Here is a 25,577-nt window from a genome sequence, read left to right on the forward strand (position 1 = left end):
CCGTTACCCGTTACAAGTCAACCATTTCTATTTGCTAAGAGTTCCACCAAAGCGGAGATGACTCTCCGCTTTGGTGGAACTCTTAGCAAATAGAAATGGTTGACTTGTAACGGAGAGTGCGGCGAACCGTCTGTCTCTCCGCGAGTGATCAGGGTTTAGCTGCAGACGGCGCCGGCGCAGCTTTCAGACTCGCCGCCAGCAACAGCGCCGCTAAAATCAGCGATACGCCTCCGGCGACGGCGAAAGTGGCGGAAATACCGTAATGGTCGATCAACGGCTGGGTTAACAGCGGGCACAGGAACTGACCAATAAAGAAACAGGTGGTGACGCCGCCGATAATGCGGCCGCGCAGCATCGGTGGAGTATAAGAAAACAGCCAGACAATCAGGTTCGGACGAATCATCCCGAAGCCGACACCCGCCGCCGCCATGCCCGCCAGGGCGACGCCGTAACTGGGAGCGAAGCCCAGCAATCCCCATCCAATGGCGATCAATAGCCAGCCGGCGCCATGCAATACCGGGAACGGGAACAGGCCGCCGAATTTGCGGTAGTACATGGACACCGTCGCCGTGAGCAGCAACATGCCAGCGATTGCGAAGCCGATTTCTGAGCCGTCCGTCACGCCGAACTGGGCCACATAGAACGGATAATGCAGCGGCGCCATATACAGCGCTAATACTTCAAACGCCGCCAGGACGTAGCTTAGAGCGAGGGGGCCGCCGGGAGGCGCTGGGGCCGCGCCGCCCAGGTCGCCGCCGGGAATCGCTTTGCGCTCAGGCTCGTCCAGAAACAACATGGCGCCCGGCAGCACGATGAATGCGAACAGGTAGATCAGGAACGGCGCTGTCCAGTCGATATCCGCCAACAGGCCGGCCATGCCCAGAAACAGTACGCCGCCGAAACCGCCGAACGCCGCTTGCACGCCCATATATCGCGCCAGATGAGGACCGGCGAAATAGTCTCCGGCCAGCGTGGTGCAGGCGACCATGACGCCCGCCACCGCCACGCCCAGAGCGATGCGTCCCAGCAAAATGGCGATCAGCGAGTCATGCAGGAAGTAACCGGACACGCCGGAAACGCCATACAGACAGAGCGCCAGAATCAGTACCTGCTTTTTCTTCCAGTGATCCAGCAGCCAGCCCACCATAGGCGCGCAGCAGGCGATCAACAGGCCGGGCGCGGACAGGATCATTTTGACCCAGAATTCCGCGCTTTCCTCTTGCGCAAAGGCGGCCTCCATACCCGGCAGCGCCGGGGCCAGAGTGGCGCCGGCCATCACCGTCATGGTGCTGGCCAGGAGTAGAAAAAGACTTCGGCCGTTCATTGTCGGCGCTGCCGTTGGGGACGTGGTCATAGCGGTTTCCTTCTCTGACATGTTGCGTTAAACATCCTGTTTATTTGCGTTGTATGCGCGCACGCGCCGACGCCACCGCCAGACGGTAATCCGTCAGCAGTTCGGCTTCGTCGAACAGGGCGCTGCGGCCTTCCCGCACCACAATGCGGCCGGCCACCATGACGGCCTCCACGTCCCGGCTGCCGCCAGCCACCAGGAAGGTGCGCAGCGGATGATTGCCGAGGCGATAGCGCCAGTCGTCGATATCGATGACCACGAGATCCGCCTGCTTGCCGACTTCGATGGAGCCGATGCGGTCGCGCCAGCCCAAAGCGCGGGCGCCGTTCAGGGTGGCCATGCGCAGCGCCAGGGTTGGCGGGCAGGCGGTATTGCAGTTCTGCGCTTCGTTGTGGCCCAGATGCGCGGCGCGCATGGCCTCCGGCATGCCGCCGATATAGGAGATATCGCCGTCCGTGCTGCAGGACACATGTCCGCCGTCCCTGATGAAGCGTCCAATCTGGCCGGTTTCGCTGACGGTGGCTTCGCCCAACATGCCGTAATGGGCGGGGGAGTGGCAGATATTGACGCCGGTTTCCAGCAGGCGACGATATTCGTCTTCACTGGCGTAGGCGGTGTGCACCGCCAGTAGACGATCGGTGAGCATGCCCAAAGCGTCGAAGCGGCCCACAGGCGTGCGGCCGAACACCGCCTGCACGGCGGCGGTTTCATTACGCAGCGGCGCCAGGTGGGTGGCGTAGGGCGCCTGATAACGGTCGGCGATATCGCGCAGGGCGATCAATTGTTCGTCGGAACTGCCGAAAGCGCCCATGACGGAAGGCATGCCGCCGATCAGACCTGAAGCGTGGTCGTTCCAGGTTTCCATCAACGCCGCCCAGTCGTCCGCCTGCGCCTGAGTGTCGGCGATGCGGCGAAACTCTTTGGCGCCGTTGGGAATCATGATGTCCGATCCCCAGCGACTGACGCGGATGCGCATGCCCAGATCGAGCGCCGCCTGCGCCATGGCGTCGGCGGTGTTGGCGGAACCCACGTCGCCCAGCGCCGTGGTTCCAGAGCGCAACTGGGTCCACATGCTCCAGCGCGCGATGGCGACGCCTTCCGCATGGGTCAGCTTCTGTCCCACGGTGGAGATGAAGGCGAACATGGAGCCTAAGGCTTCAATATCGCCGCCATTAGAGTAGGGGGTCGGCTCCAGGCCGGCATCGTCCGGGCGCTCGAAGTTAGGCGCAACGAAACTTTCATGCCAGTGCGGATTGATCAGTCCCGGCAGCACTAGCTTGCCGGCGGCGTCGATGACCTGATCGCACTCCGGCGCAGGCTGCTCGGCGGAACCGATGGCGGCGATGCGATCGCCCACCACCAGCACCCAGCTGTTTTCGATTACCGTATTAGCGTCATCGCCGGCGTACAGAAAGCCGCCTTTGATCAGAGTGCGCACGCCCTCGCCGGATTGCGGGCCGCCGTCACGGGCGCGGGGTTCCGCCGCCAGCCCGTTGAACGCTTCGCCTTGCGCCGGACCCGCCGCTTGGGCGGCGAGCGGCGCAGGACGGGAGGCCTGGGACAGCATCAGCTTATGCAGCCAGGACGCCGCCCCCGCATGTTTCATGCAGCAGATCATTGAGCCGCCGCCCCTTCATTCGCTTTGGCGAACAGGCCGGCGTTCAGCATGGCTTGCAGTGAGGCTTCCACCGCGTTGATGGTGAAGTCGATCTGCTCTTCCGTATGCACGCCGCAGATGAAGTTGACTTCACGACGCAGCAGGACGCCGCGCTTCGCCATTTCCGCCAGAAAAGGCTCGGCGAGCTTCACATGCTCCACTGGATTTTTGGAGAACAGGAACATGGGGATAGGGTCATAGCCCACCACCTGCAATGGCGTTCCCAGTGCAGCTGAGACTTTATTGACGCCTTCCTTCAGGCGTACGCCCAGTGCGGCGATACGGCCGACGAAATCCGAACGGCGATACTCGTTCAACACAGCGTCGCACACTTCCAGGGACAGCATTTCACCACCGAAGGTGGTGGAAACCTGCAGCTCTTCCATGCGCTTCATGTGCTTGGCGGAGCCGACCACCGCGGACAACGACATGCCGGCGGCGATGCCTTTCGACAGGGTGACCAGATCGGCGGAGACGTCGAAGTATTCCTGCGCGCCGCCCAGAGCGAGACGGAAACCGGTGACCACTTCGTCCATCACCAGCAACACGCCTTTGTCATTACAGGCTTTGCGCACCTGACGCAGGAACTCGCCGGTCAGCACGCGGTTGTAAGGAACCGACAGCAATACCGCCGCCAGTTTGTCGCCGCGCTCGGCGATCAGATCCAGCACTGGTTGTTCGTCCATGGGCGTGAACAGCGGCATGCGGTGGGTGTACTGACGAATGACTTCCGGCACGCCGGGGGTGTCGAACATGTACTGATCGTGCCAGCCGTTGTAGCCGACGGTGATGATTTCTTCTTTACCGGTGATATGGCGGGCCAGACGCACGGCGGCGGAGTTGGCGTCAGCGCCGGTCTTGAAGAAGCGCGCCATTTCCGCGCCGGGAATGATGTCGGTCAGGGTTTGCGCCGCTTTGACTTCCACCGGGGTCGGCAGGGAGTGAATCAAGCCCTTGGACAGGTTTTCGCTGATGGCGCTGACGACAGTGGGATGATTGTGTCCCAGCGTGTTGGCGGCGAGACCGCAGATAAAATCGATGTATTCATTGCCGTCGACGTCAGTGACGATGGCGCCCTGGCCGCTGGCGATGTAAACCGGGAAATGACCGGGAGCGAATTGCTCCGGCTTTTTCATCATGGACTGGGTGAATCCCGCCACCAGCTTCTCGCTCTCTTTGGCGAGTTCGAAGGACTTGGTCAGGTTCAGCGTTTCCCCGTTGGGAGTTACCGGCAATGTCATAGTTATCCTCGTGATGAGATCAATTAGGGTTTATTCACAGCGGTCCGGTTTGCGGTGCGCAACAGGCCCGATTCAATGGCGTACTGCAGATAGCGGTGGAACAGGGGCTGATCGATGACAGGCATCGTCAGGCCCAGCTCTTCCATACGTTGTCGAAATTTGCCGTTGTCGATGCCGCCGGGCTCGAAACTGGGCGCGCCAGCGTCATGACTGCGTTGTTCAAAAAAGCCCAGGATCGCCTGATCCTCTTCCGCGCCTCTTTCTTTGACGCGCTGGCTCCACTGGGGCAGCGGCAGGGTGTCGAAGTCGAAACCGTATTCCCGCAGCCAGCCGAAAATGCGCGTCAGACTGACGTCCTGGGGCGGGGTGACGTTGTACACGCCGCCGCCCGGGCGGGACATAGCGTCGGCGACGATGAATTGCGCCACCGTGTCCACTGGCGTCCAGGGCTCGCTGATGGGCAGATCCGGCAATGCGTCGCTGCGCATCCCCGCCTGAATGATGCTCCACACCAGGTCTTTGGCGTTGATGTAGCCAAAATCGGACGCGCCGGTGACCCGGGCGAGTCGATACAGATTGACGGAATAGCCTTTGTCGCGGGCGATTTCCGCCATGCGTTCGGAGGCCCACTTGCTCTGTTGATAGCCATCGCCCAGCCCGTCATGAATGGGCGTGAAGTCCTCGCGCAGGCTGGGGGTGGCGGACGCCGGCGGCGCCACGGCGATGGTGGACACCAGATGCAGGGGAACGCCCCGCACGGCGGCCAGCTTCAATAACTCGCCGGTGCTTAATGCATTGGCGGCGCGCAGGGATTGGTAATCACGCATGACGCTGGTGACGGCGGCGTTATGGATGACCGCGTCTATGTGCTGGGCGAGCTGTTCGAAGTCCGCCACGGACAGTCCCAAGCGCGGCTTTTCCATATCCGCCAGCAGTACCCGCACCCGCCGAAACGCGCTGCAGGGCAAGCCCTGTTCCGACATCGCCTGCTCCAGACGATAGAAGGCTTCGGCGTCGGTGGCGCCGCGCACGGCGCACAGAATATCGGCGTCAGTTTGATAGAGCAGTTGATGCAGCAGTTGCGCGCCGACGAATCCCGTGGCCCCGGTGAGCAATATCTGTCTGGGCGCTGCGTTCAGGTCGAATGCAACAGTCGGCGCCGGCGGCAGGGATTGGGCGAAAGCGTCGCAGTCCGCCAGAATCTGTTCCCGCAGGTCCCGTGATTGTGGTTGCTCGTCATCCGTTGCAAACAACGCCTGAGCCAGCGCGGCGACAGTCGGGCTTTGAAAAATCAAAGTGACCGGTACTTCCCGCCCAATGCGCGCGCTCAGTCTGTTGGCCACCTGAATGGACTGCAGGGACTGACCGCCCAGCAGAAAGAAGTCGTCTTCCGGCTTGATGGCGCTTTGGCCCAATACGTCGCGCCAGACCTCAATGATGAGCTGCTGTTCCGCGCTGACTTTAGTTTGAGGCGAGTCGCTCGCGGACGCTGTTTCGATAGCGTTGAGCTGTTTGCGATCCACCTTGCCGGCGGCGTTTTTGGGCAGGCGTTCATGCATGACCAGTGCGGATGGCGTCATCGCCGCCGGCAGCCTGGATTTAAGCGCTTGACGCAATTCGGCGATGGCGTAGGACTGTCCCGCCAGATGCGCCACCAGACACTTCACGCCATTGCCTTGCTGACTCAGGGTGACGGCGGCTTCCTGCACGCCGGGCAGGGCGCTGAGCGCAGACTCGATTTCCAAAGGGTCGATGCGATGGCCGCTGATCTTGATTTGATCATCCAAACGTCCCAGAAACTCGACATTGCCCTGTGCGTTGATGCGCGCGCGATCGCCGCTGCGATAAGCGCGCTGCGGCTGTTTGGCCCAGGGGAAATGCATCTGGATAAAGCATTCCGCCGTTTTTTCCGGCAGGTTGAGGTAGCCGTCGGCCAATCCGCCGCCGAGCAACAACAGCTCGCCTTCTTCGCCCCGCGGCAGTAGCTCCATCTGTGGATTGACTACAGCGACAGCGCGTCCGCCCAGAGGCTGGCCGATGCTGATGACGCTGGCGTCAGCGCTGAGGTCCGCGCTGGTGGCGACTACCGTGGCTTCACTGGGGCCGTAAGTGTTGTACAGGGCGATGCGATCGCCGAAACAGCCGCGCCACTGCGCCACCCGCTCCGGTAATACCGCTTCGCCGCCAATAATGACGGCGCGCAGACTGGATGGGAGTTCCAGCGATGCGGTGGCGCAGCCGAACGCCAGCTCATGCCAGTATGCGGTGGGCAGATCCAACAGGGTGACGCCCCATTGACGGCATTGCTCCAGAAAGCGCGGAGCGGATTCCAACATGGCGTCATTGCGCAGAATAAGGCGCGCTCCCTGCGCCAAGGTGACGAAAATCTCTTCGATGCAGGCGTCAAAGTGCAGCGGCGCAAACTGCAGCACCCGATCCGAGGCGGTGACGGCGTAAGCGTCGATGGCGCCGGCGACGAACTCCGCCAGAGCCTGATGTCCGATAACCACGCCTTTCGGCGCGCCGGTGGAGCCGGAGGTGTAGATCAGGTAAGCGGGCCCCGCTTGTGTTGTCGACTCAGACCATAGCGCTGCGTTGCTGACCGCGTCTTGGGATAACGCCGCCAGGCTCACTACCGGCGAGTTGGCGTCGACGTTTAACTCGGAGTCCGAGGCCTCCGTCACCACCAAAGCGGGGCGGGCGTCTTCAATGATCAAACGATTGCGGGCGATGGGCGCAGCCGGGTCCAGAAAAACGAATGCGGCTTCGGCGGCCCAGGTCGCCAGCGCCGTTACGATAGCGCCTTCGCTGCGAGGTAGCGCCAGGGCGACGATATCTCCCGGATTCACCCCAGATTGTCGCAGGCGTTCAGCGAGTCCGGCGACGCGCTGGCCCAGCTCTTCATAGCTGAGGCAGCGTCCGTTCGCCTGCAGGGCGATGGCTTGCGGCGTCGTCAGAATGCGTTGACGCAGCGCGTTGAGAACAGGCTGCGGCGCCTGGCTGGTGGCGGGGCCTTGCAGCCAGGATAGGGCGGCGCGATCAACCTGAATGGGCTGCTCCATATCGGCCGCGGCCTGCTCCAGCAATGTCAGCATTTGCTGCTGAATGTCCTGCAGATCAGTTTGACTGTAACGGTTCGGGTTGGCGTCCAGATCGAAACGCAGACCGCCGTCCTTGTTCAGAATGAAAGCGAAGGACAAGTCCTCCACCGGACCGGCGCAAAGATTGTGAGTGCGGGAAACGCAACCCTGAAACTCCACATGACGGTCAAACGGCATGATGTTCACTACCGGGCCGAACAGGCGTTGATCGCCGCCCACGCGATTGAGGTCGCGACGCAGTTGTTCATAGCGGTAGCGCTGATGCAGGCGCGTCATGCGGGTTTGCTGCGCGGCGAGTTGCACCAGATCTTTAAAGGACTCCACGCCAGCGATCTGCAGACGCAGCGGAATAATATTCATCACCATGGCGGGCACGCGCAGGGATGCGGAGCCCATGCGTCCCATGACCGGCGCGCCCAGCGTGACTTCGCGGGCGCCGGTGCGGCGATGGATCAGATAGGCGGTGGCGGCGGTGAGCGCATCCGACCAAGTGGCTCCGATTGCGCTGGCCGCGGTTTGCAGCCGCTTGATCAGCTCCGCCGGCAGACTGCGCTCCATCCGTGTCGCCATGTCGGCGATGGGCGCATTGGAGCGGCTGAGGCTGACGGGGGGCGTTTGGCCTTCCAGATAGTCCGCCCAGAAATCCCGGTCCTTGGCGAACGCTGGGGATTGGCGATAGCGCAGGTCTTCCTCCAGCACTTTATCGTAGTCGCCAAAGGCGCGTCCCACTGTGGCGGGGTCTGTTTCCGGGTTGGCCGCCAGGGCGTTGTAGATTTCCGCCACCCGTTGCGACAACAGGGCGAAGGCGAAGCCGTCACAGGCGATGTGATGGATGCGTTGATGCCAGCAGTAGTGGTCGTCGCCGAGTTTGATCAAAGCCTGGGTGAACAGCGGCCCTTGCGACAGGTCCACAGTGGCGGCCAGATCGCTCAGCATCCACAGGCGCGCCTGCTCCAGCGGCGCTTCGAAATGGCTGTAATCTTTCTGCACCAGGACGAACTCCGGCGCGTGCAGACGTTGCGCCGTTTCCCTGGCGCCGGAATGGAAGGTAGCGTGCAGCGCGGGCGCTTCGATCAGCGCCTGGCGCAACGCGCGCTCAAACCGCTCGATGCGCAGCTGTCCGCGTAATTCCACATATTCAGCCGCGTTGTACATGGGGCTGGCGGGGTTGATCTGCTGACCCAGCCATATCCCGTTCTGCGCGGCGGACAATCCTTTGGTCGACGTCTCGGCCGGAGTGGTCATCAATCTCAGGCCTCCGTCGTCAGGCGCGGCTCGATGGTGCGCCACCATTCATTGATGGTCAGCGACTCCGCCAGATCCACGAAGGTGATGTCAGCGCCGCGAGCGCGCCAGTTTTCCAGCAGAGACATGACGCGGATGGAGTCCAGGCCCATGTACATCAGGTTCTCTTCCGGGTCCACGTCTTCCGGGCTCATCATCAAGATGGCGGCGACGTCGCGACGCAGGACTTCCAGGCTCAATGGCTCGGCGGTCGAGGGTGCGGCGTTGGCGGTTGCGCCGTTCAGCGCCGCCAGCACCACTTCCAGCGCGTCGACGTGGCCACAGCGCTGCGCCACATAGTTCAGCGCCATTTTCTGTTCCTGCTCGGAAAAGTCGGCGACGGCGTCCGCCACCACGAAAGGCTTGATGTCGAGCATGAAGGCTTCCAGTGAGGTCGCCAGCACGCCGATGTGAGCGTACACGCCGCAGATGATCAGCTGGTCTTTGCCGTTTTCACGCATGTAATCCAGCAGGGGCGTGCGTTTGAACGCGCTGTAGCGCCATTTCACGTATTCGATGTCGTCGCCTTCCGGCGCCAGCTCCGCCACGATATCGGTCAGGTTGGGATCGGCCGCCAGACCAGTTCCCCAGAAATCCGTCAGCAGCGCGCGGTCTTCCGGCGTCTGGTCGCCAGGCTGGGCGGTGTACACCACGGGCACGCCTGCTTTTTTGCAGGCCGCCTTCAGCGTCTGGATATTGGCGAGCAGAGGGCCCATAGGCTCTCCGTCCAGATTGTAGAAGTTAACGAAATAACGCTGCATGTCGTGCACCAGCAGCACCGCCCGCGACGGATCAATGGTCCAGTCGGTCTTGTTGCTTGGCAGGGCGGATGCGTTCGCCAGGGAATAGTCAGCGATTTTTGGAATAGCCATAGGGGTCCTTATCAACCTAAATCTTGTTCTGGTTTAAGCCATGGTGGGCGGTGCGATCTTATCCGCGATCATCTGCCGCAACGCCTTCTTGTCCACTTTGCCCAGACGGGTTTTGGGGAAGGCGTCGACGAACTCGATGCGGTCCGGGATCTTGAACACGGCGAGATCGCGCTCGCGCAGAAATTTGAGCAGATCCTGCGGGCGCGGGCGTTGCCCCGGCGCGGCGGCATGAGTCTGCGGAATGACGTAGGCGCAGGTGCGCTCGCCAAGGTAGGGGTCCGGCATCGCCACCACGGCGGCGTCATGCACCAGCGGATGCGCCAGCAAATGGTTCTCCAGCTCGTCCGCGGCGACTTTTTCGCCGCCACGGTTGATCTGGTCTTTGGCGCGACCTTCCACCACCAGATACCCGGCGTCAGTCAGGCGCACCACATCGCCGGTGCGATAGAAACCGTCGGCGGTGAAAGATTTGGCGTTGTGCTCCGCCGCCTTGAAATAGCCGCGAATGGTGTAGGGGCCGCGGGTCAGCAACAGCCCGGTAGCGCCGGGCGCTACCGGCTGGTCGTCCTCGTCCACGATGCGCACTTCATCCGCTGGCGAAATGGGGCGACCTTGGGTGGTGACGACGGTGTCGATGTCGTCATCCAGGCGGGTGTAGTTCACCAACCCTTCCGCCATGCCGAATACCTGCTGCAGCTTGCAGCCGAGGACCGGTGTGACGCGGCGTGCGGCTTCTTCGGTAAACTTGGCGCCGCCCACCTGCAATACCTGCAGGCTGGATAGATCTGGCGGCGAGCCGGCGTTCTTCAGATTGTCGCAGGCGGTCATCCAGGCCAGAGCCAGTGGCGGCACCATGGCGGTCATGGTGACCCGGTGACGGGCGATCAATGGAAACGCGATATCCGGCGCGCCGGACTCGGACAGCACCACGGTTCCTCCCGCATACAGGACGCCCAGGACGCCGGGAGAACTGAGCGGGAAGTTATGCGCGGCGGGCAGCACAGAGAGATACACGGTCTGCGGCGACAACTCGCAAATCTCGGCGCTGGCGCGCACGCTGTACAGATAGTCGTCGTGAGTGCGCGGGATCAGCTTGGACATGCCGGTGGTGCCGCCGGACAACTGCATCAGCGCGATGGCGGACGGATCAATCTCCGGTAACGCGCCGGGCGCTTGATATAAACCGTCGAGAGGGACGAAGTCGCCCGCATCGCCGGCGATGATGACATGCTGCACGAGACGCTCGTCTTTCAGTTTCCCGCCGATATCGCGATAGTCGAATCCGCCGCTTTTGGCCGGGGCGATGTAGGCCACAGCGTCGGCGAATTCGCAAAAGTAACTGATCTCGGCGTAGCGGTGGGTGGGCAGGGCCATGATCGGCGCCGCCCCCAGGCGAAACAGCGCAAAAATCACTTCAATGAATTCGCCGATGTTAGGCAGTTGCACCACGACCTTGGAACCCGGAGTAATTCCGAGGGTATTTAATCCTGATGCCAACTGATCCGCTCTGGCGTTAAGATCGCCATAAGTCCAGGAACGCTCGCCGGCGATCACCGCGGTGCGGTCGCCGAACGCCTGAGCGCCGCGGCTCAGAATGGTTCCCAGGTCGTCGCCGGTCCAGTAGCCGGCGGCGCGATACAGCTCAGCCTCTGCAGCAGGCCAGGGCGTCAGTTCGATTTGCGGCTGCTCCATGCTCGCGGACATCAGGCGATCTCCACGCGGACAGGTGTGGATGCGTGGCTGTCGAGGCCGATGGCGTTCAACATGGTTTTTAACTTGGTGGAGGTTTCGTCCAGCTCTTTCTGAGGGTCGGAGCCTTCGACGACGCCTGCGCCTGCGTAAAGGCGTAGCAGACGGTCTTCCACTTCCGCACAGCGGATGGTGACGGCCCACTCACCGTCGCCGGAGGCGTCGCTCCAGCCGACCATGCCTGTGAAAAAGCCCCGATTAAAGGGCTCCAGTTCACCAATCAATTCCCGAGCGCGCTCTGTGGGATAACCGCACACGGCGGGCGTAGGATGCAGCGCCTGCGCCAAAGCATAGGAAGTAATGGCCGGATCGATCAGCTCGCCGGTGATTTCCGTGGACAGGTGCCACAGGGTCGGCGTTTGCGTCAACGAAGGCGTGCTGGGCACATCCAGGTTGCGACAGAACGGCGCCAGCGCTTTGGCCACGGCGTCGATTACCACGGCATGTTCATGCAGGTCTTTTTCCGATTGCAGCAGCGCTCCAGCGCGGCGGGCGTCTTCCTTACGATCCGGGCTGCGCGCGACGGAACCCGCCAGCGGATTGGCGAACACGCGCATGCCGCTGCGCGACACTAACAGTTCCGGGCTGGCGCCCACCAGAAAACGACGGGGATGGGCCGCATCCGCCAGATTGGCGGCGAAGTTATATCCTTTCGGATTGGCGCGGCGCAGATTGGTAAGCAACTGCACGATGTCGATCGGGCGCTCAGCGCGCAGCTCCAGAGAGCGCGCCAGCACTACTTTGCTGATGTCGCCGCGGCGGATATGCTCCAAAGCGCTGTTCACGCTTTGCTTGTAGCCCGCGCCGGACGGCACTTCTTTCGCCTCATAAGTCCCGAAATCGGTGATGACGCCGGTGCGTCCGGAAACCACGTCGCGACGACGCCAGGACCGGGTCGGCACGGTCAACATGGGCGCTTCCCCAGGCAGGAAAGGAGCAGCGCCGACCACCATAGGATCTTCGATTCCCTGTTCCCTGGCCTCGCGCAGGGCGGCGGGGATGGCTTCATTCAGGTCTCCCGCGCCCAGACGGGCGAAGACGCCGGCGGTCATCAGGGTTTGCCGGGGTGAGGAGAAGAAAAAAGGAGTTTCCGTCAGATGTTTTTTCAGCAATTGGAGAAACGCTTGATCATCCGCCTGTGGTTCCAGATGCAACGTCAAGTCATTCATGCCTGCTCCTTAGGTGACTGGTTATCAGACAGGCTGCTCCTCAGAACAGGTGAGCCGCCCCGCGTTAAGAAATGTAAAATATAATCTAAATGAAAATAATTCTCATTTGAAGAGAAATTTTCTTGTCCCATAGGATGGAAAATGACAAGTTCAGGCCTGATTTACGTACCGCCAGACAGGAGCGGCGCGCCTCGCAAGGGGTGCGGACAGACCGTCCGCCTTCGCGAAAGAAAATCAATATTATTTGATATTGATTATTATTTGCAATAGATCGTTAGTCGTGATCAGCCAACACTGATAGCAGGGATTGTTTGACAGAGTCAGGTAAGAAAACGTTTTTTGACCGTCCTAGGTTGCGGCGATGGCGTCTAAAAAGCGCTCGCGATCTGGTGTTGGTAGCAGGTTGGCGCGGCGGCGTATTTCAGCCTGCCAGCCCGGATCGTCTTTCTGACGAGGGAAGTGGGTCTGCTTACGGACCGAGCCGAGAAACAGGTAGCCGTCGAACAGTTCCCGCACAGGTCGCTCGACGAGAGAAGGAGCCCGGTTGCTGAGCGCGCCAAACGGCAAAGCGCCAAGCTCGCTGAGGTCATTGCGTACCAGCGCCGGCGCAGACCATCCTTCACGTTCCCTTACCGCATCGACCTCCGGCCGATGACCAAAGTGCGGCCAGAGATAGAAACACTGCGCAGGTTCGACGCCGCGCAGACGACTGGCCAGGGGCGGTCCGTTCAATGCCAGCTGGCTGCCGGCAGGACAATTGCGCAGCAAATGAAACGCCCCAAAGACCAGCAGCGCGCGTCGATTGCGCGCAATGACCTCCCGCTCTATCAAAGCCTGATAGTGGGCTTCCCGTCGCTGGTTGGCCTCTCGCCATTGGCGCCCAGCGTCGGCGGCGCGCCAGTCGATAGGCGGGTCCGCCGCCAGTACGCGCACACGGGGTGTGGGCAGGCGCTGATTAATCTGTCGCACCGCGTGGAAAAAGCGTCGGTAAACATCTGCGAACCAGGCGCAAAAGTGCAGGGTATCGCCGCAAACTGCGTCGATCTTGTTATCAAGTCCAGGTTCGCCGGCGATATAGGCGTCCAACAGAGGCTGACTGCGAGCGGCGGCGAACTCGACGACGATGGTGTCCAGACACGTTGCGATATCCGGACACAGCAAGCTGTCGATAAGCCATTGCAGGATCGCCTCTACGCCATGGGCGTCGCCGATTCCGACGATCTGGTGTCGCCTCAACAACGCCGCCAACGCAGGGGTTGCGGGTTCGTGGACAGGAAGTGTGGAGGCGTAAGGGGTCACGAGTCGTCTGATACCTCGGGGGCTAGTCGCTTGTTCTACAGGAGAAAAGAGTCTACCTGTAAGACGATTTATTGTCATTTGACAATGATTCTCATTTGCAATAGTCTGGCCCCGCTCGTAAGGACAGCGCGCCGTCACTCCGCTTCCCGCAGCGCTTGCGGATTCTGACGCACTTCCATTTCTGGAGTCACCTGATTTCCGCTGTCATTCCGACGTCGCCTCCGAAGACGCGCCCCGGCGCGGTTTGCTTCGCAATATTCCATTTCAGTTTTTATCGGTAACAGCAGTCATGAAAAACAGTTCGCATCGTATGCTCGTTCGCTCTCTGGCGTTGTACGGAACCTGCGGTCTTGCCGCCGCCTCCGCCACTGCGGCGGAATCGCAGGGGAGCGCCCAGTTATTGCAGCCGGTGGTGGTGACCGCCTCCGGCAAAGGCCAGGATGAAGCGACGGCGCCAGCCAGCGTCAGTGTTATCAGCGGTGAGGAACTGCAAGCGAAACCAGTGCATGATCTGGTGGATGCATTGGGGGAGATCGAGGGCGTCACTGTGAGCGGCAACGCCAACCGCCGCACTCTGCAACTGCGCGGCCTGGATCGCGCCTATGTGTTGATGCTGATCGATGGACGTCGCGTGGACAGCACCTCGGCGGTATTTCGCGGCAATGACTTCGACACCGGTTGGATTCCCGTTGAAGCCATCGACAGAGTCGAAGTGATTCGCGGTCCCATGTCTTCGCTGTATGGCTCAGACGCTATCGGCGGGGTGATTAACATCATTACCAAACCGGTGAGCGAGCAGTGGCATGGCTCGGTTACGGTGGATACGGTTGTGCAGGAAGACAGCGCCGCCGGCGACAGCCGCAAGCTGGGGTTTTATGTCAGCGGCCCGTTGGCGGAGAAAAGTCTGGGTGTGAAGGTCTACGGCAGTGTGGACCGCCGCGAAGCTGACGGCGCAGTGAACCCAGACCCGGAAAGCGGCGGCGAACCGCTGGATGGTTTCGCTAGGAACGACAACCACGCGCTGAACGGCGAACTGACATGGGCCGCCAGCGATACGCAGAATGTCAGCCTGGCGCTGGAAAGCTCCTCCCGGGAGCACGATGAACAGGATCTCGACCGCCTCGGCGTGGCGCTGACCCACAAAGGCAAATGGAGCTTCGGCGATACTGAAATCAAGCTGTATGGCGATCGCATCGAGAACAACACCGGCAACATCAGCGGCCAGAGCAACCCCAACAAGGCGCACAACGCCAGCATCGACGGCCGGGTGACATTGCCTATCGACGCTTGGGCGCAAACCCTGACCCTGGGGGCGGAAGCGCGCTATCAAAAACTGAAAGATCCCTCCACGCTGACGGGCAGACCGGGGACGGATTCCTTCGGCGAATCCGATTCCACTGATGTCAGACAACAGGCGCTGTTCATTGAAGACGAGTTTATGTTGCGGGACGACCTGTTGCTGACTTTAGGCAACCGTCTGGATCATCATGAAAACTTCGGCAACCACAACAGCCCACGGGCGTATCTGGTGTATCTGCTGAGCGATGAAATCAGCGTGAAAGGCGGCTGGGGCAAGGCGTTCCGCGCGCCGACGCTATTGCAGAACAGCCCTAACTGGGGCTCCGCTTCCTGTGGCAGCGCCACGGCGGGATGCTATATCGTCGGTTCCGACGAACTGAAGCCGGAAACCAGCGAAAGCAAGGAAATCGGCGTGCGCTTCGACTATTCCGAATGGGGCGGCGGGCTTACTGTCTTCCGCAACGACATCGAAGACATGATCGACATCTCCAGCCGCACCCGTGACCCGGATCTCGCCCCGACCTTCGACAACTTTGTCGGCTTCCTGCCTGACGGGCGGCCGATATTCGCTTACCAGAACGTCAGCAAAGTGAAGACGGAAGGCGTCGAGGCGTCATTCCGCTATAACCTGACGACGGATCTGGATGTGCGCGCCAGCTACACCTACCTGGACGCCAAGGATGTCAGCGACGGTCAGGACGCCAAGCCTCTGCTATATCGTCCGCGCCACTCCGGCACGGTGAAACTGGGTTGGTCCGTCAATGAACAGTGGGATCTGGGGCTGACCGGCAATTATGTGGGCGAGCAGTACGCTTATATTTCCCGGGATGGCTCCGAGATGATCAAACTGCAGGAATACGTCACCTTCGATCTGCAATCCCTGTACGCGATCAACGACTATTTCTCCGTCGGCGCCGGCGTGCTGAACCTGGCGGACAAACAGGTGGATCGCGAGCAGAGCTATGAGATCAATGAAGACGGTCGCCGTTATTACCTGTCATTGAAAGCTCAGTTCTGATCCTGCGCGGACAGATGGTCCTGCTCCAGCGCCGCCGCTGAGAGCAGGTCCGACGCCAGCTGCGTGGACGTAATGCAGAACGCCGCCGCCAGGGTTCCCGCCCGTAAACGGCGGCGCATGTCCCAGTCCTGACAATAGCCATAAAGAAATCCGCTGAAGAAGGCGTCGCCGGCGCCGTTGCTGTCCACCAGCTCAAACCCTTCCGCAATATCCTGCTCATACCAGTTCCCCTCAGCGTCCAACGCCGTGCTGCCGCGCGCGCCATGGGTGCAGACGACAAAGTCCTTGCCGTCGGCCACTTGTTGCGCCATGAACACGCGGTAGTCTGGAAAATTATCGCTGGACAGAAACAGCGCGTCCGCCGCTTTAATAAACTCATCGTGATAGGGATTAACGCCGTCGTAATCATGCAGATCGATCCACAGCGGTTTGCCCAGCTCCCTCGCTCGCGCCAACACAGGCCGGGTGTAGTTGAGAATGCTGACGGCGGCGATATCGCATTGCTTCAGCGCCGGGTCCAGATCGCTCCAATGCAGCGGCGCCTCGTCCGCGGAAGGATGCGTGAAGATGGAAATGCGCCCGCCGTCCGCAGCCATCAGGTTGGTGTGCTGTTCCGTGGGTTGATCGATCAGTTCAACGATGCAGGGCAGATCGCGGCGGCGACATTCCCGCAGAATGGCGTGGCCGGCTTCGTCTTTGCCGAGAATCATGTGCAGACGCACATCCATGCCCAACTGTTTAAGGTTGAACGCTTTGCCGGCGCCAGTGCCGCCGACCGCCTGATAGCTGCCTTTGGCGAGCAGGGTCTGAGGCTGGGGTTGCGGGAAGTTATCCAAATGAATCAGAGTGTTGAAAGATGCGCCGCCGACGACCAATACGGACTTGGACATAGGGTTACCGCCTGAAGGTAAAAGGGAATATGGAGTTATTATTCGTTGGCGGACAAGGCTTCGCCTTTTGGGCAAAATAGCCGCCGTGTTTTGGGCAGAATAACCGCAAAAACGACAGGTCTGCTCCCTCGTCGCCAGGGATTCGCCGGAGGAGTGCGGGGGAGGAACTGAGCGTCATTAGCGGACATCGAGAGGATGAGAGAGAAAAGGGGAGAAAATGGCTTTATTTTCTGACATTTTGGCGGTATTTCGCCGATATCTGCATGGAGACGCCATCCTGTCCGGCTGGATTGTGGCGTTTGACGGCGCGCTGCGGGAGGAGGGGGATGAGCTGGTGTTTTCTCTTCCTGGATTATTCGAATTCTGTCTTCGTCACGGGCTCTTGCGCGACCCGGATATTCAATACCCGCAGTTCCGTGCGGCGTTGTACCAGAATCCCACCAATACGGAAGTGAACGCCATGGGCGGTAACCTGCGCATCTACGCCAACGCCGGCAAAGTAGACGCCAGCCTGTATGCGTTAACGCGCCCGTCCACAGGGACGGACGCATCGGTGACGCGGGCGGACTAGAGTCTCAGGCGTACGGCGTCCGCCGCTCTGCGGGCCAGGTTGTACATGAAGGAGGTGAATACCTTCAGGGTCCAGCGCAGGAAATTCACGGTGATGCTTTCCACTTTGGAAATCGCGTAACCCACCGCATTGAGCATCTTCAGAATCAGACGCTCCACTAGTCCCGCCATCTCTTTGCCCATGCGCACCGCCTGATCCAGCAGCATCGCTAACTGGTCCATGACGGTCAGACCCGCCGCCAGGGCGACGTTGAGGCCAATGCCCACGCCGTGCAGCACTTTCTTCAATACCCAGATCAACGCTTTGTTGATCATATTGAAGGAGTTCACGGTAAAGGAGATGGGGCCGTCTGACTTCAGCCACTTCTCGACGTCGTCCGTCAGGCTGGCGCTGGGTTGTCTGATTTTCAGGGACTCCCAGGTTTTACCTTCCACGGAATCGATATAGTGGTCCATCAGGTGGTTCTTGGAGGCGAAGTTCATCCCGCAATCGATGAAGCATTCCGTTCCCGGGTTAGGCACGTGATAGAACGGCCAGGTCGGCACCCAGGGCACCGGGTCGGTGCTGTGGGCGACGCGATAGATATTCGCGGCGTTCACCTGGCGGGTCAGGTTGGAGGCGAAGCCGGATGAGCCCACCCTTGGGCTGCCGAAGGTGTACAGCACCGGCTCCGCCACGTTGTTTTCCACCAGCCACTCCGCAATCAATGACGCCAATGCGCCGCCCAGGCTGTGCCCGACGCAATGCACCCGCCGCGGATTGTAGCCTTGAAAGAACTTGCGGATGTCCTGTTCGAAAGACTTGTAGGTGGTGTTGAATCCGGTATGCACGAAGTTGCCGCTGCTGGAGCGCTGCACGGAGGTGTGCGCGTCCGTCAGTATGTCCCGGAAGTTGGTGGCGTCGGTGCCGCGGGTGACGATAAATGCGTCGTCGCGGAACTCGTTACAGGTATCGCTCACGCCCCGGGCGGCGAGGCCGAAACCGGACCGATATTTGAAAATGGACGCGCCGGCGACGCCTTCGAAGCGCGACTCATTGTTGAGGGCGAATTTTCCCGTCAGCTTATTACCGAAAAGACTGACGTCTCGTTCATGAATGATGCGGTACGAACGCTCTGCAGCGTACGCCGCTTCAGATGGAGTTAGAACTGCCACGACTGATTTCCCCTGTAATGACTACTTTTGTTTTGGTTATGCGGTCATTCCAATTGGCATATGCCCTTGACTACATAGGAGCGACCTTCCTTGACTGACTCCTCGTCGGCGAGGTCGCATTTAAGACGAATCTTGACGTCCTTGCCGAGTTCGGAATCTTCATCGAAATTCAGTTTGCTGGTCGTCCAGGCGAGGTATTCCTGACCGTCATGGCGAATGATCATTTTCTGATGAATGACGGGCTGGCCTGGTAAGTATTTGGATACAGTGCGGGAATAATATGCGGGAAATTGGAAGCGGCCCTGGGCGTCGGTGGAAGTTTCTTCGACGGCGTTTTCGTCATTGCCCCAGGTCAGCGTACGTTGCACCTGGGCGCCGGCGATGGGTTCGCCGTTGAGGGTGACGACAGCCGACATTTGCGAAGCGAGACAGACCTTTCCGATATCGAAAATAGACATAGACCATCCTTTGCTAGACAGACATATCGATAGAACGGCAACCATCCAGATAATATTTTTGGTAGTCACGACTCTGAGTTCTTCTTATTAGTTTAGTTTCTCAATGTGCGCTGGCGATAAAACAGCCTGCAGACATTGGATATGCGTTCCCGCGGGACAATGCAATAGTAAGCGCTGACTTTTTATGAAATGCGTCAAAATATTCCGTATTTTTTTACGAGAAAATATAACTGATTGATTTTTCAGAAATATGAAAAAAGAAATATTTTTTGACCAGTTAGATCAATAGTTAGACAGGCGGTTTTTTAAGCTTGGAAAGGGGAGACAAGGCTCCCGTCAAAAAACAGGAGCGAAGGGGAAGTGTGAAATTGCGAGGGAGTGGCTTACAAATTCTCCCGCACCCACTGAACCAGTTGCGGACCCTGTAGTGCGCCGGAAATGCGGGCGACTTCCACGCCTTTTTTGAAGATCGCCAGGGTGGGGATGCTGCGGATCTGGAATTGTTGAGCCAGTTGCGGGTTGCTCTCCGTATCCACTTTCACGCAACGCACTGCAGGCTCTAATTGCGCGGCGGCCTGCTCGAAAATCGGCGCGAACATTTTGCAGGGGCCGCACCAGGGCGCCCAGAAGTCCACCAGCAGAGGCAGGTCGCTTGTCTGCAGGTGCTTGCCGAAATTATTCTGTCCGAGGGCGACGGGATGTCCAGCGAACAGCGGTTGCTTGCAACGGCCGCATTTGCCGCCGGCGGTGAGTTTGGCTGCGGGAACCCGATTGGTGGTGTCGCAATGGGGACAGACAACCTGTAATGTATCGCTCATTTCTTTATCGCCCTGAATGTTTGAACTCTATGCTAGATGGGGGAAGGACGAGGGTGTTTCAAGTTGATTTGGGCGCATGCGCCGCCCGCAAGAGATGATATTGGTTGTATGGCAAAGGTTCCGCTGGTTTATCACCCCGAATACAGTCCTGAAATTCCCGCCGGTCATCGTTTTCCCATGGAGAAGTTTCGCTTGTTGGCGGAGTTTCTGCGCGCTGAGGGCGTGCTGACGGACGCCAATCTGTTTGCGCCGGAAGCGGCGACTCAGGAAGACATCGCCCTGGCGCACTGCGCGGATTACGTGCGCGATTTTCGTTACGGAGAATTGTCCCCAAAGCACATGCGCCAGATTGGCTTGCCCTGGTCGGAAGGCGTCTGCACGCGAACTTTCCGGGCGGTGGGCGGCACTTTGCTGACTGCGCGACTGGCGCTGAAATACGGGTTGGTGGCGCACTTGGCGGGCGGCACCCATCATGCGCATTACGATCACGGCAGCGGCTTTTGCGTGTTCAACGATCTGGCGGTGGCGGCGCGGGTTTTGGTGCGCGGGGGCGAAGCTTCGCGGGTGCTGATCATCGACTGCGACGTGCATCAGGGCGACGGCACGGCGCGCATTCTGACGGATGACGCCGATATCTTCACCTGTTCGTTCCACTGCCGCCAGAACTTCCCCTATCGCAAGGCCCACAGCGACTTCGATATCGAGCTGGATCGCGGCTCCGACGGCCGCGCCTACATGCAGACCATGGAGCATTGGCTGCCTTATATCTTCGACCTGACCCAGCCGGACTTTGTGCTGTACGACGCTGGCGTTGACGTGCACGACGACGATGTGCTGGGACATTTGCATCTCAAAGACGCGGATATCGCGGAGCGGGATGAGTATGTTATCCGCCAGTGTCTGGAGCGTGATGTGCCGGTGGCCTGCGTGATCGGCGGCGGCTATGACAAGGACCGCAAACGTCTGGCCGCCCGTCATGGCATCATGCATGGCGTGGCGGACCGTCTTTATCAGGAATATGCGTTATAGGGGACGGCCAGGCCGTCCTTTGTTTTATTCGTCCGCTATCTTCTTCCAGCCGCCGCTCTAATCCCACCTCTCTTAATCCTCTGATTTTGCAGATAGTTCGTCACATTTTTGTCATCTGTTTCGCGTAAACCTGTCACCGGTTTCCTGTTTCATTAGACAGGTTTTCCCGGAAACGACTTCCTCCCCGACGGTTCGATGATTTCCAGGCTGGAGCGCCTGGCGGTCGCAACTATCTGCGTCCGCGTCTCAAGGTAAATATCCGGAATCCGGATCAGATCGCATAATCACCGTCCGCCGATAAGCTAGACTAAGCCTGCCCGTTAGAGAAAACGGGTGGGGATAACTCGATAAAAAATAAAGTAAAAAGGGAACAAACATGACTACCAAGCCAAGGTTCAAGGTATCCGCGTTGTTATTGGGTATGGCGATGCTCCATACCGGCGCGGCCCACGCAGCGGCGGACCTCTTTTTCTCTGAGTATGTGGAAGGCTCCAGCAACAACAAAGCATTGGAAATCTATAACGGAACCAGCGCCGACGTTGACCTGAGCGCCTATGAAGTGCAGATGTATTTTAACGGCTCCTCCAGTGCAGGCGTGACGTTGAATCTCAGTGGAACCCTGGCGGCGGGAGACGTCTACGTCATCGCCCACAGCAGCGCCGATCCGGCGATTCTGGCGCAGGCGGATCTAACCAGCGGCGGCGGCTTTTTCAACGGCGATGACGCCATCCTGTTGCTGAAAGGCGGCGCGGCGGTGGACTCCATCGGCCAGATCGGCGTGGACCCCGGCAGTGAGTGGGGCGCTGGCGACGTCAGCACCGCTAACAACACGATGCGTCGCAAATCCGACGTGGAAGCTGGGGACAGCGATCCCTACGACGCCTACGATCCCACCCTGCAATGGGACGGTTATCCCAACGACACCTTTGACGGCCTGGGCGCATATGGCGATGGTCCCACCGATCCGGGCGGCGAGCCAGGTGAAATCGGCGAGTGCGGCGATCCCGCCACTTTGATCAGCGCGATTCAGGGCGACGGCGCCAGTTCGCCATTGAACGGCCAGCAGGTAGTGCTGGAAGCGGTCGTGACCGCGGACCTGCAAGGCGCGGATGAACAGAAGGGCTTCTTCGTACAGGAAGAAGACGCGGATCAGGACGGCAACGACAAGACCTCTGAAGGCGTATTAGTGTACGCGGACGCTTCTGTGCTGGACGTGAGCGTGGGCCAGAAGGTGCGGGTGCTGGGCACGGTGACCGAATACCATGACCTGACGGAAGTCAACGCGGTGCAGGCGATCAAAGTGTGTGGCGGCGACAACCGGGTGACTCCGGCGCAGGTGTCCCTGCCTTTGGACAGCGCCGACGCGCTGGAGAAAGTGGAAGGAATGCTGGTGACTTCCGCGCAGCCCTGGACTGTCAACGAAGTCTACAACCTGGGCCGCTACGGCGAGGTCTTGCTGGGTAATGGCCGTCGTTATATCCCTACGCATTTAGCGACTCCGGGAGAAGCTGCGGCGGCGGTGGCGGCGGCCAACGCCCTGAACCAGTTGGTGTTGGACGACGGCAGCACCAAACAGAATCCGGCGGTGATTCCATTCCCCGCGCCGGAACTGAGCGCGCTGAACACCCTGCGTGTGGGCGACAAGGTGAACGAAATCACCGGCGTCATCAGTTACAGCTTCTCCGTATACCGCATGTATCCCACCGTTACGCCAGCGTTTGTGGCGGAAAATCCCCGCACTGAGGCGCCTGCGACCACGGGCGCTGGCAACCTGAAAGTGGCCAGTTTCAACGTGCTCAACTTCTTCAATGGCGATGGCCAGGGCGGCGGCTTCCCGACGGCTCGCGGCGCTTCCACAGCGGAAGAGCTGGAGCGTCAGGCGGCGAAAACCGTAGCGGCCTTAATGGCCATGGACGCGGATGTTGTGGGTCTGATGGAGATTGAAAACGACGGCTATGGCGCAGACTCCGCAATTCAGGATCTGGTCAACCGTCTGAATGCGGCGGGCGGCAATTACGCCATCGTCAATCCGGGGCTGTCGTCCCTGGGCGGCGACGCAATCGCAGTGGGCATGATCTACAGGGCCGACAAAGTGACGCCTGCCGGCGCCGCCAAGACCTTGAGCAGCTATCCGTTCGATGACTTCAACCGTCAGCCTCTGGCGCAGACGTTCAGCCTGAACGACAACGACGGCAAGATCACGGTGGTGGTCAACCACTTCAAATCCAAAGGCTGCACCAACGCGGAAGGCGACAACCAGGATCAAGGCGACGGCCAGGGCTGTTACAACGCCAAGCGTAGCGAAGCCGCGGTGGCGCTGGCGGACTGGCTGGCGAGCGATCCTACCGGCGCCGAAGACGCGGACGTGCTGATCATCGGCGACCTTAACGCCTACGCCAAGGAAGACCCCATCACGGCGCTGCAGGCGCAGGGCTATCACAACATGCCTGCGGAACTGATCGGTGACGAAGCCTATTCCTACGTTTTCTCCGGTGAAACCGGCTATCTGGATCACGCTTTGGCCAGCGCATCGCTCGCTCCGCAAGTGGTTGGCGTTTCCGAGTGGCACATCAACGGCGATGAGCCGAAGGTGCTGGACTACAACGTAGAGTTCAAAACCGACGCTCAGGTGCTGAACCTGTACAGCCCGGATGCGTATCGCTCTTCCGACCATGACCCGGTCATCGTGGAAATCAGTCTCGATGGCGTCAAAGAGGAAGTGAAAGGCGACTTCGACGGCGATGGCGACGTAGACGGCCGCGACCTGTTGATGCTGCTGAAGCAACTGTTCCGTCCGGTCAATGACGACAACCGTCAGTACGACCTGAACGAAGACGGCCGCATCAGCTTCCTGGACGTGTTCGCCTTCCTGCGCTTGCTGTAGTCGGCATGCGCCTGGATTGTTAGGCTAAGCGTCGGCGCGATGCGCTGAAACAGCTTTCCTCCTCCTCGTCTTCTGCGGAAGCGGGGTGGGGGAAGCTCCGCCTGCCAGAACAATCTTTACGAGAGCGCCTATGTCCGTCGGTTACGAACTTATCAACCAGACCAAGAAAGAACGCATCACGTTCGCCCATCTTCCCGTCAGTACGCAAAATGAAATCGTCGGCCATCCCGTCTCGGCGTCCCTGGTGTGCTGGTATCTGATGAATAACATCGGCGACGACATTCAGTTTGTTTCCGACACCTATGACGACTGGCCGTTTCGCTCCGGTCAGCGTAAAGATTATCTCGCCTACCCCGATCGCACCGATGCTGTCATCGCAACACTTGTTCAGGAAGGCGTTTTGCAGGAGGATGGCGTTCTTTATTTGGATAAAGACGAAATGTGGATGAAGACGAACCTCATTCCGTGTACATCCGGGCGTTGCGCAACGTCTGGCTGGAAAACTGAATAGAGATTGATCGCAACACAACCCAAGGAGCCACTATGAACTACAAAGGCAGTTGTCATTGCGGCAATATCGCGTTTGAAGTCGAAGGCCAACTGACGGAAGTTTTGGCGTGTAATTGTTCCATTTGTTCCCGTAAAGGGTCGTTGTTGTGGTTTGTGCCGCGGTCGCAGTTGACGCTGACGTCCGGGGAGAACGCCATGAGCACCTATACCTTCAACACACACGTTATCCAGCATCGGTTTTGCCCTAGCTGCGGCATTCATCCCTTCGGAGAGGGAACCGACCCCTCCGGCGCCAAGATGGCGGCGATTAACGCCCGCTGTCTGGAAGGGGTGGATCTGGACGCGTTAAAAGTGAATCACTACGACGGGCGCTCGAAATAACTCACGCGCCTGTCCTCGCTAACATTGAGAAAACTTATGCTGGAAGAAATCAAAGAAGCCAAAGAAAACGGAACCCTGGTCTCCATCGAGAGGGATGAAGTGGACGAAAACTGCCTGCAGGCGTTCGTGCTGGATTACTCCGATGAGCTGGTGCTGTTGCAGTACGTGTATGACTTCAACCTCGACGGTTTGATGGTGATTCGCATGGGCGACATCACCGACGTCTACATGGGTGCAATCAACATCCTGCAAACGCAAATGCTGAAGGAAGAGGGGCTCTACGAGAAGGTGGAGTTCGACATCCAATGCGACCTGAGCAACTGGCGCACGACCTTGTCCACCCTGGCACAACGCTATGATTACCTGATTCTGGAAGACGAAAATCCCCAGGACCCCATGTTCCTGATGGGTAAACTGGCGGAAGTGAGCGACGACTACGTGCTCGCCAACGGCTTCGACGGTGAAGGACTGTGGGACGACGAAGCGACGGAACTGGGCTATGACGAAATCACCGCCATGAAAGTCAACAACAACTACATAAATTTCTACAAACGCTATTTCGAAAGAAATCCGTCCGCCGTCGACTACGAGTAAGCGCCTCCCCAGGCCGTTCGCCGCGCATTTTCTTCGCTCTGCGCGGCGGGGCCTCCCCACCTTTTCCCCGTTATCTCCCGCCTTGCGTAATCTCAAACATGGTCTAAAACTTTTGTAATGTCAGGTCGCCGACATCCTGGAGGGGGGATGCATCGGATGAAGCGCGACTGGCCCCGCAACGGCGCGTTGTCGGGATAAAAAGTGTTTGCCATGGGTGCAAAGGAGCCGTGACGTCGGCGTTGACCGTC

19 protein-coding genes are annotated in these 25,577 nt (G+C 59.6%); 7 read left to right on the forward strand and 12 right to left on the reverse strand.

Features of this window, described 5'->3' with window-relative positions:
- Positions 1–148: 148 nt before the first annotated feature.
- From KP814_RS24720 to KP814_RS24755, 8 genes are all read right to left on the reverse strand, one after another.
- Positions 149–1,354, reverse strand: a complete 1,206-nt coding sequence (locus tag KP814_RS24720; protein WP_216739284.1) for an MFS transporter — start codon at positions 1,352–1,354, stop codon at positions 149–151.
- Between the two features lie 40 nt (positions 1,355–1,394).
- Complete coding sequence (locus KP814_RS24725; RefSeq protein WP_253938621.1) at positions 1,395–2,957, reverse strand: amidohydrolase family protein; 1,563 nt, start codon at positions 2,955–2,957, stop codon at positions 1,395–1,397.
- An 8-nt stretch (positions 2,958–2,965) separates the two neighbouring features.
- On the reverse strand, positions 2,966–4,249 hold the full coding sequence (locus KP814_RS24730; RefSeq protein ID WP_216739286.1) for an aminotransferase class III-fold pyridoxal phosphate-dependent enzyme: 1,284 nt from the start codon (positions 4,247–4,249) through the stop codon (positions 2,966–2,968).
- 23 nt (positions 4,250–4,272) lie between these two features.
- Positions 4,273–8,595, reverse strand: coding sequence for a non-ribosomal peptide synthetase (locus KP814_RS24735; protein WP_216739287.1), 4,323 nt, complete (start codon positions 8,593–8,595; stop codon positions 4,273–4,275).
- 5 nt (positions 8,596–8,600) lie between these two features.
- Positions 8,601–9,506: an isochorismatase gene (locus tag KP814_RS24740; RefSeq protein ID WP_216739288.1), complete on the reverse strand. Its 906-nt coding sequence runs from the start codon at positions 9,504–9,506 to the stop codon at positions 8,601–8,603.
- 33 nt (positions 9,507–9,539) lie between these two features.
- Positions 9,540–11,210: a (2,3-dihydroxybenzoyl)adenylate synthase gene (locus tag KP814_RS24745; RefSeq protein ID WP_216739289.1), complete on the reverse strand. Its 1,671-nt coding sequence runs from the start codon at positions 11,208–11,210 to the stop codon at positions 9,540–9,542.
- On the reverse strand, positions 11,210–12,424 hold the full coding sequence (dhbC, locus tag KP814_RS24750; RefSeq protein WP_216739290.1) for an isochorismate synthase DhbC: 1,215 nt from the start codon (positions 12,422–12,424) through the stop codon (positions 11,210–11,212). Before dhbC ends, KP814_RS24745 begins: the two co-directional genes overlap by 1 nt.
- Before the next feature lie 348 nt (positions 12,425–12,772).
- The gene (locus tag KP814_RS24755; protein ID WP_216739291.1) at positions 12,773–13,723 is read right to left on the reverse strand and encodes a hypothetical protein; all 951 of its coding nucleotides are present in this window, start codon (positions 13,721–13,723) and stop codon (positions 12,773–12,775) included.
- 289 nt (positions 13,724–14,012) lie between these two features.
- On the opposite strand from KP814_RS24755, the gene KP814_RS24760 reads away from it, so the two are divergent.
- The gene (locus KP814_RS24760; protein WP_216739292.1) at positions 14,013–16,040 is read left to right on the forward strand and encodes a TonB-dependent receptor domain-containing protein; all 2,028 of its coding nucleotides are present in this window, start codon (positions 14,013–14,015) and stop codon (positions 16,038–16,040) included.
- Here KP814_RS24760 and KP814_RS24765 read toward each other — a convergent pair.
- Positions 16,031–16,930, reverse strand: coding sequence for a carbohydrate kinase family protein (locus KP814_RS24765; RefSeq protein ID WP_216739293.1), 900 nt, complete (start codon positions 16,928–16,930; stop codon positions 16,031–16,033). The genes KP814_RS24760 and KP814_RS24765 overlap by 10 nt on opposite strands.
- Before the next feature lie 217 nt (positions 16,931–17,147).
- Here KP814_RS24765 and KP814_RS24770 point away from each other — a divergent pair, with 217 nt between their 5' ends.
- Complete coding sequence (locus KP814_RS24770) at positions 17,148–17,501, forward strand: hypothetical protein (RefSeq protein WP_216739294.1); 354 nt, start codon at positions 17,148–17,150, stop codon at positions 17,499–17,501.
- Here KP814_RS24770 and KP814_RS24775 read toward each other — a convergent pair.
- The 3 genes from KP814_RS24775 to trxC form a co-directional block, all read right to left on the reverse strand.
- The gene (locus tag KP814_RS24775) at positions 17,498–18,655 is read right to left on the reverse strand and encodes a lipase family protein (protein WP_216739295.1); all 1,158 of its coding nucleotides are present in this window, start codon (positions 18,653–18,655) and stop codon (positions 17,498–17,500) included. The two genes, KP814_RS24770 and KP814_RS24775, sit on opposite strands and share 4 nt — an antisense overlap.
- 44 nt (positions 18,656–18,699) lie before the next feature.
- On the reverse strand, positions 18,700–19,113 hold the full coding sequence (locus KP814_RS24780; protein ID WP_216739296.1) for a carboxypeptidase-like regulatory domain-containing protein: 414 nt from the start codon (positions 19,111–19,113) through the stop codon (positions 18,700–18,702).
- A 383-nt stretch (positions 19,114–19,496) separates the two neighbouring features.
- Positions 19,497–19,931 carry a thioredoxin TrxC gene (trxC, locus tag KP814_RS24785; RefSeq protein WP_216739297.1) on the reverse strand — a complete coding sequence of 145 codons (435 nt, stop codon included), beginning with the start codon at positions 19,929–19,931 and terminating at the stop codon, positions 19,497–19,499.
- Between the two features lie 108 nt (positions 19,932–20,039).
- On the opposite strand from trxC, the gene KP814_RS24790 reads away from it, so the two are divergent.
- The 5 genes from KP814_RS24790 to KP814_RS24810 all read left to right on the forward strand — a co-directional run bounded on the left by KP814_RS24790 (position 20,040) and on the right by KP814_RS24810 (position 25,329).
- Complete coding sequence (locus tag KP814_RS24790; protein WP_216739298.1) at positions 20,040–20,960, forward strand: histone deacetylase; 921 nt, start codon at positions 20,040–20,042, stop codon at positions 20,958–20,960.
- Between the two features lie 376 nt (positions 20,961–21,336).
- The gene (locus KP814_RS24795) at positions 21,337–23,844 is read left to right on the forward strand and encodes an ExeM/NucH family extracellular endonuclease (protein WP_216739299.1); all 2,508 of its coding nucleotides are present in this window, start codon (positions 21,337–21,339) and stop codon (positions 23,842–23,844) included.
- A gap of 130 nt (positions 23,845–23,974) precedes the next feature.
- Positions 23,975–24,355, forward strand: coding sequence for a hypothetical protein (locus KP814_RS24800; RefSeq protein WP_216739300.1), 381 nt, complete (start codon positions 23,975–23,977; stop codon positions 24,353–24,355).
- A 32-nt stretch (positions 24,356–24,387) separates the two neighbouring features.
- Positions 24,388–24,735: a GFA family protein gene (locus tag KP814_RS24805; RefSeq protein ID WP_216739301.1), complete on the forward strand. Its 348-nt coding sequence runs from the start codon at positions 24,388–24,390 to the stop codon at positions 24,733–24,735.
- A 36-nt stretch (positions 24,736–24,771) separates the two neighbouring features.
- Complete coding sequence (locus KP814_RS24810; protein ID WP_216739302.1) at positions 24,772–25,329, forward strand: hypothetical protein; 558 nt, start codon at positions 24,772–24,774, stop codon at positions 25,327–25,329.
- Positions 25,330–25,577 lie beyond the last annotated feature (248 nt).

Source organism: Hahella sp. HN01 (genome assembly GCF_018986435.1).
Taxonomy (GTDB): Bacteria; Pseudomonadota; Gammaproteobacteria; order Pseudomonadales; family Oleiphilaceae; genus Hahella.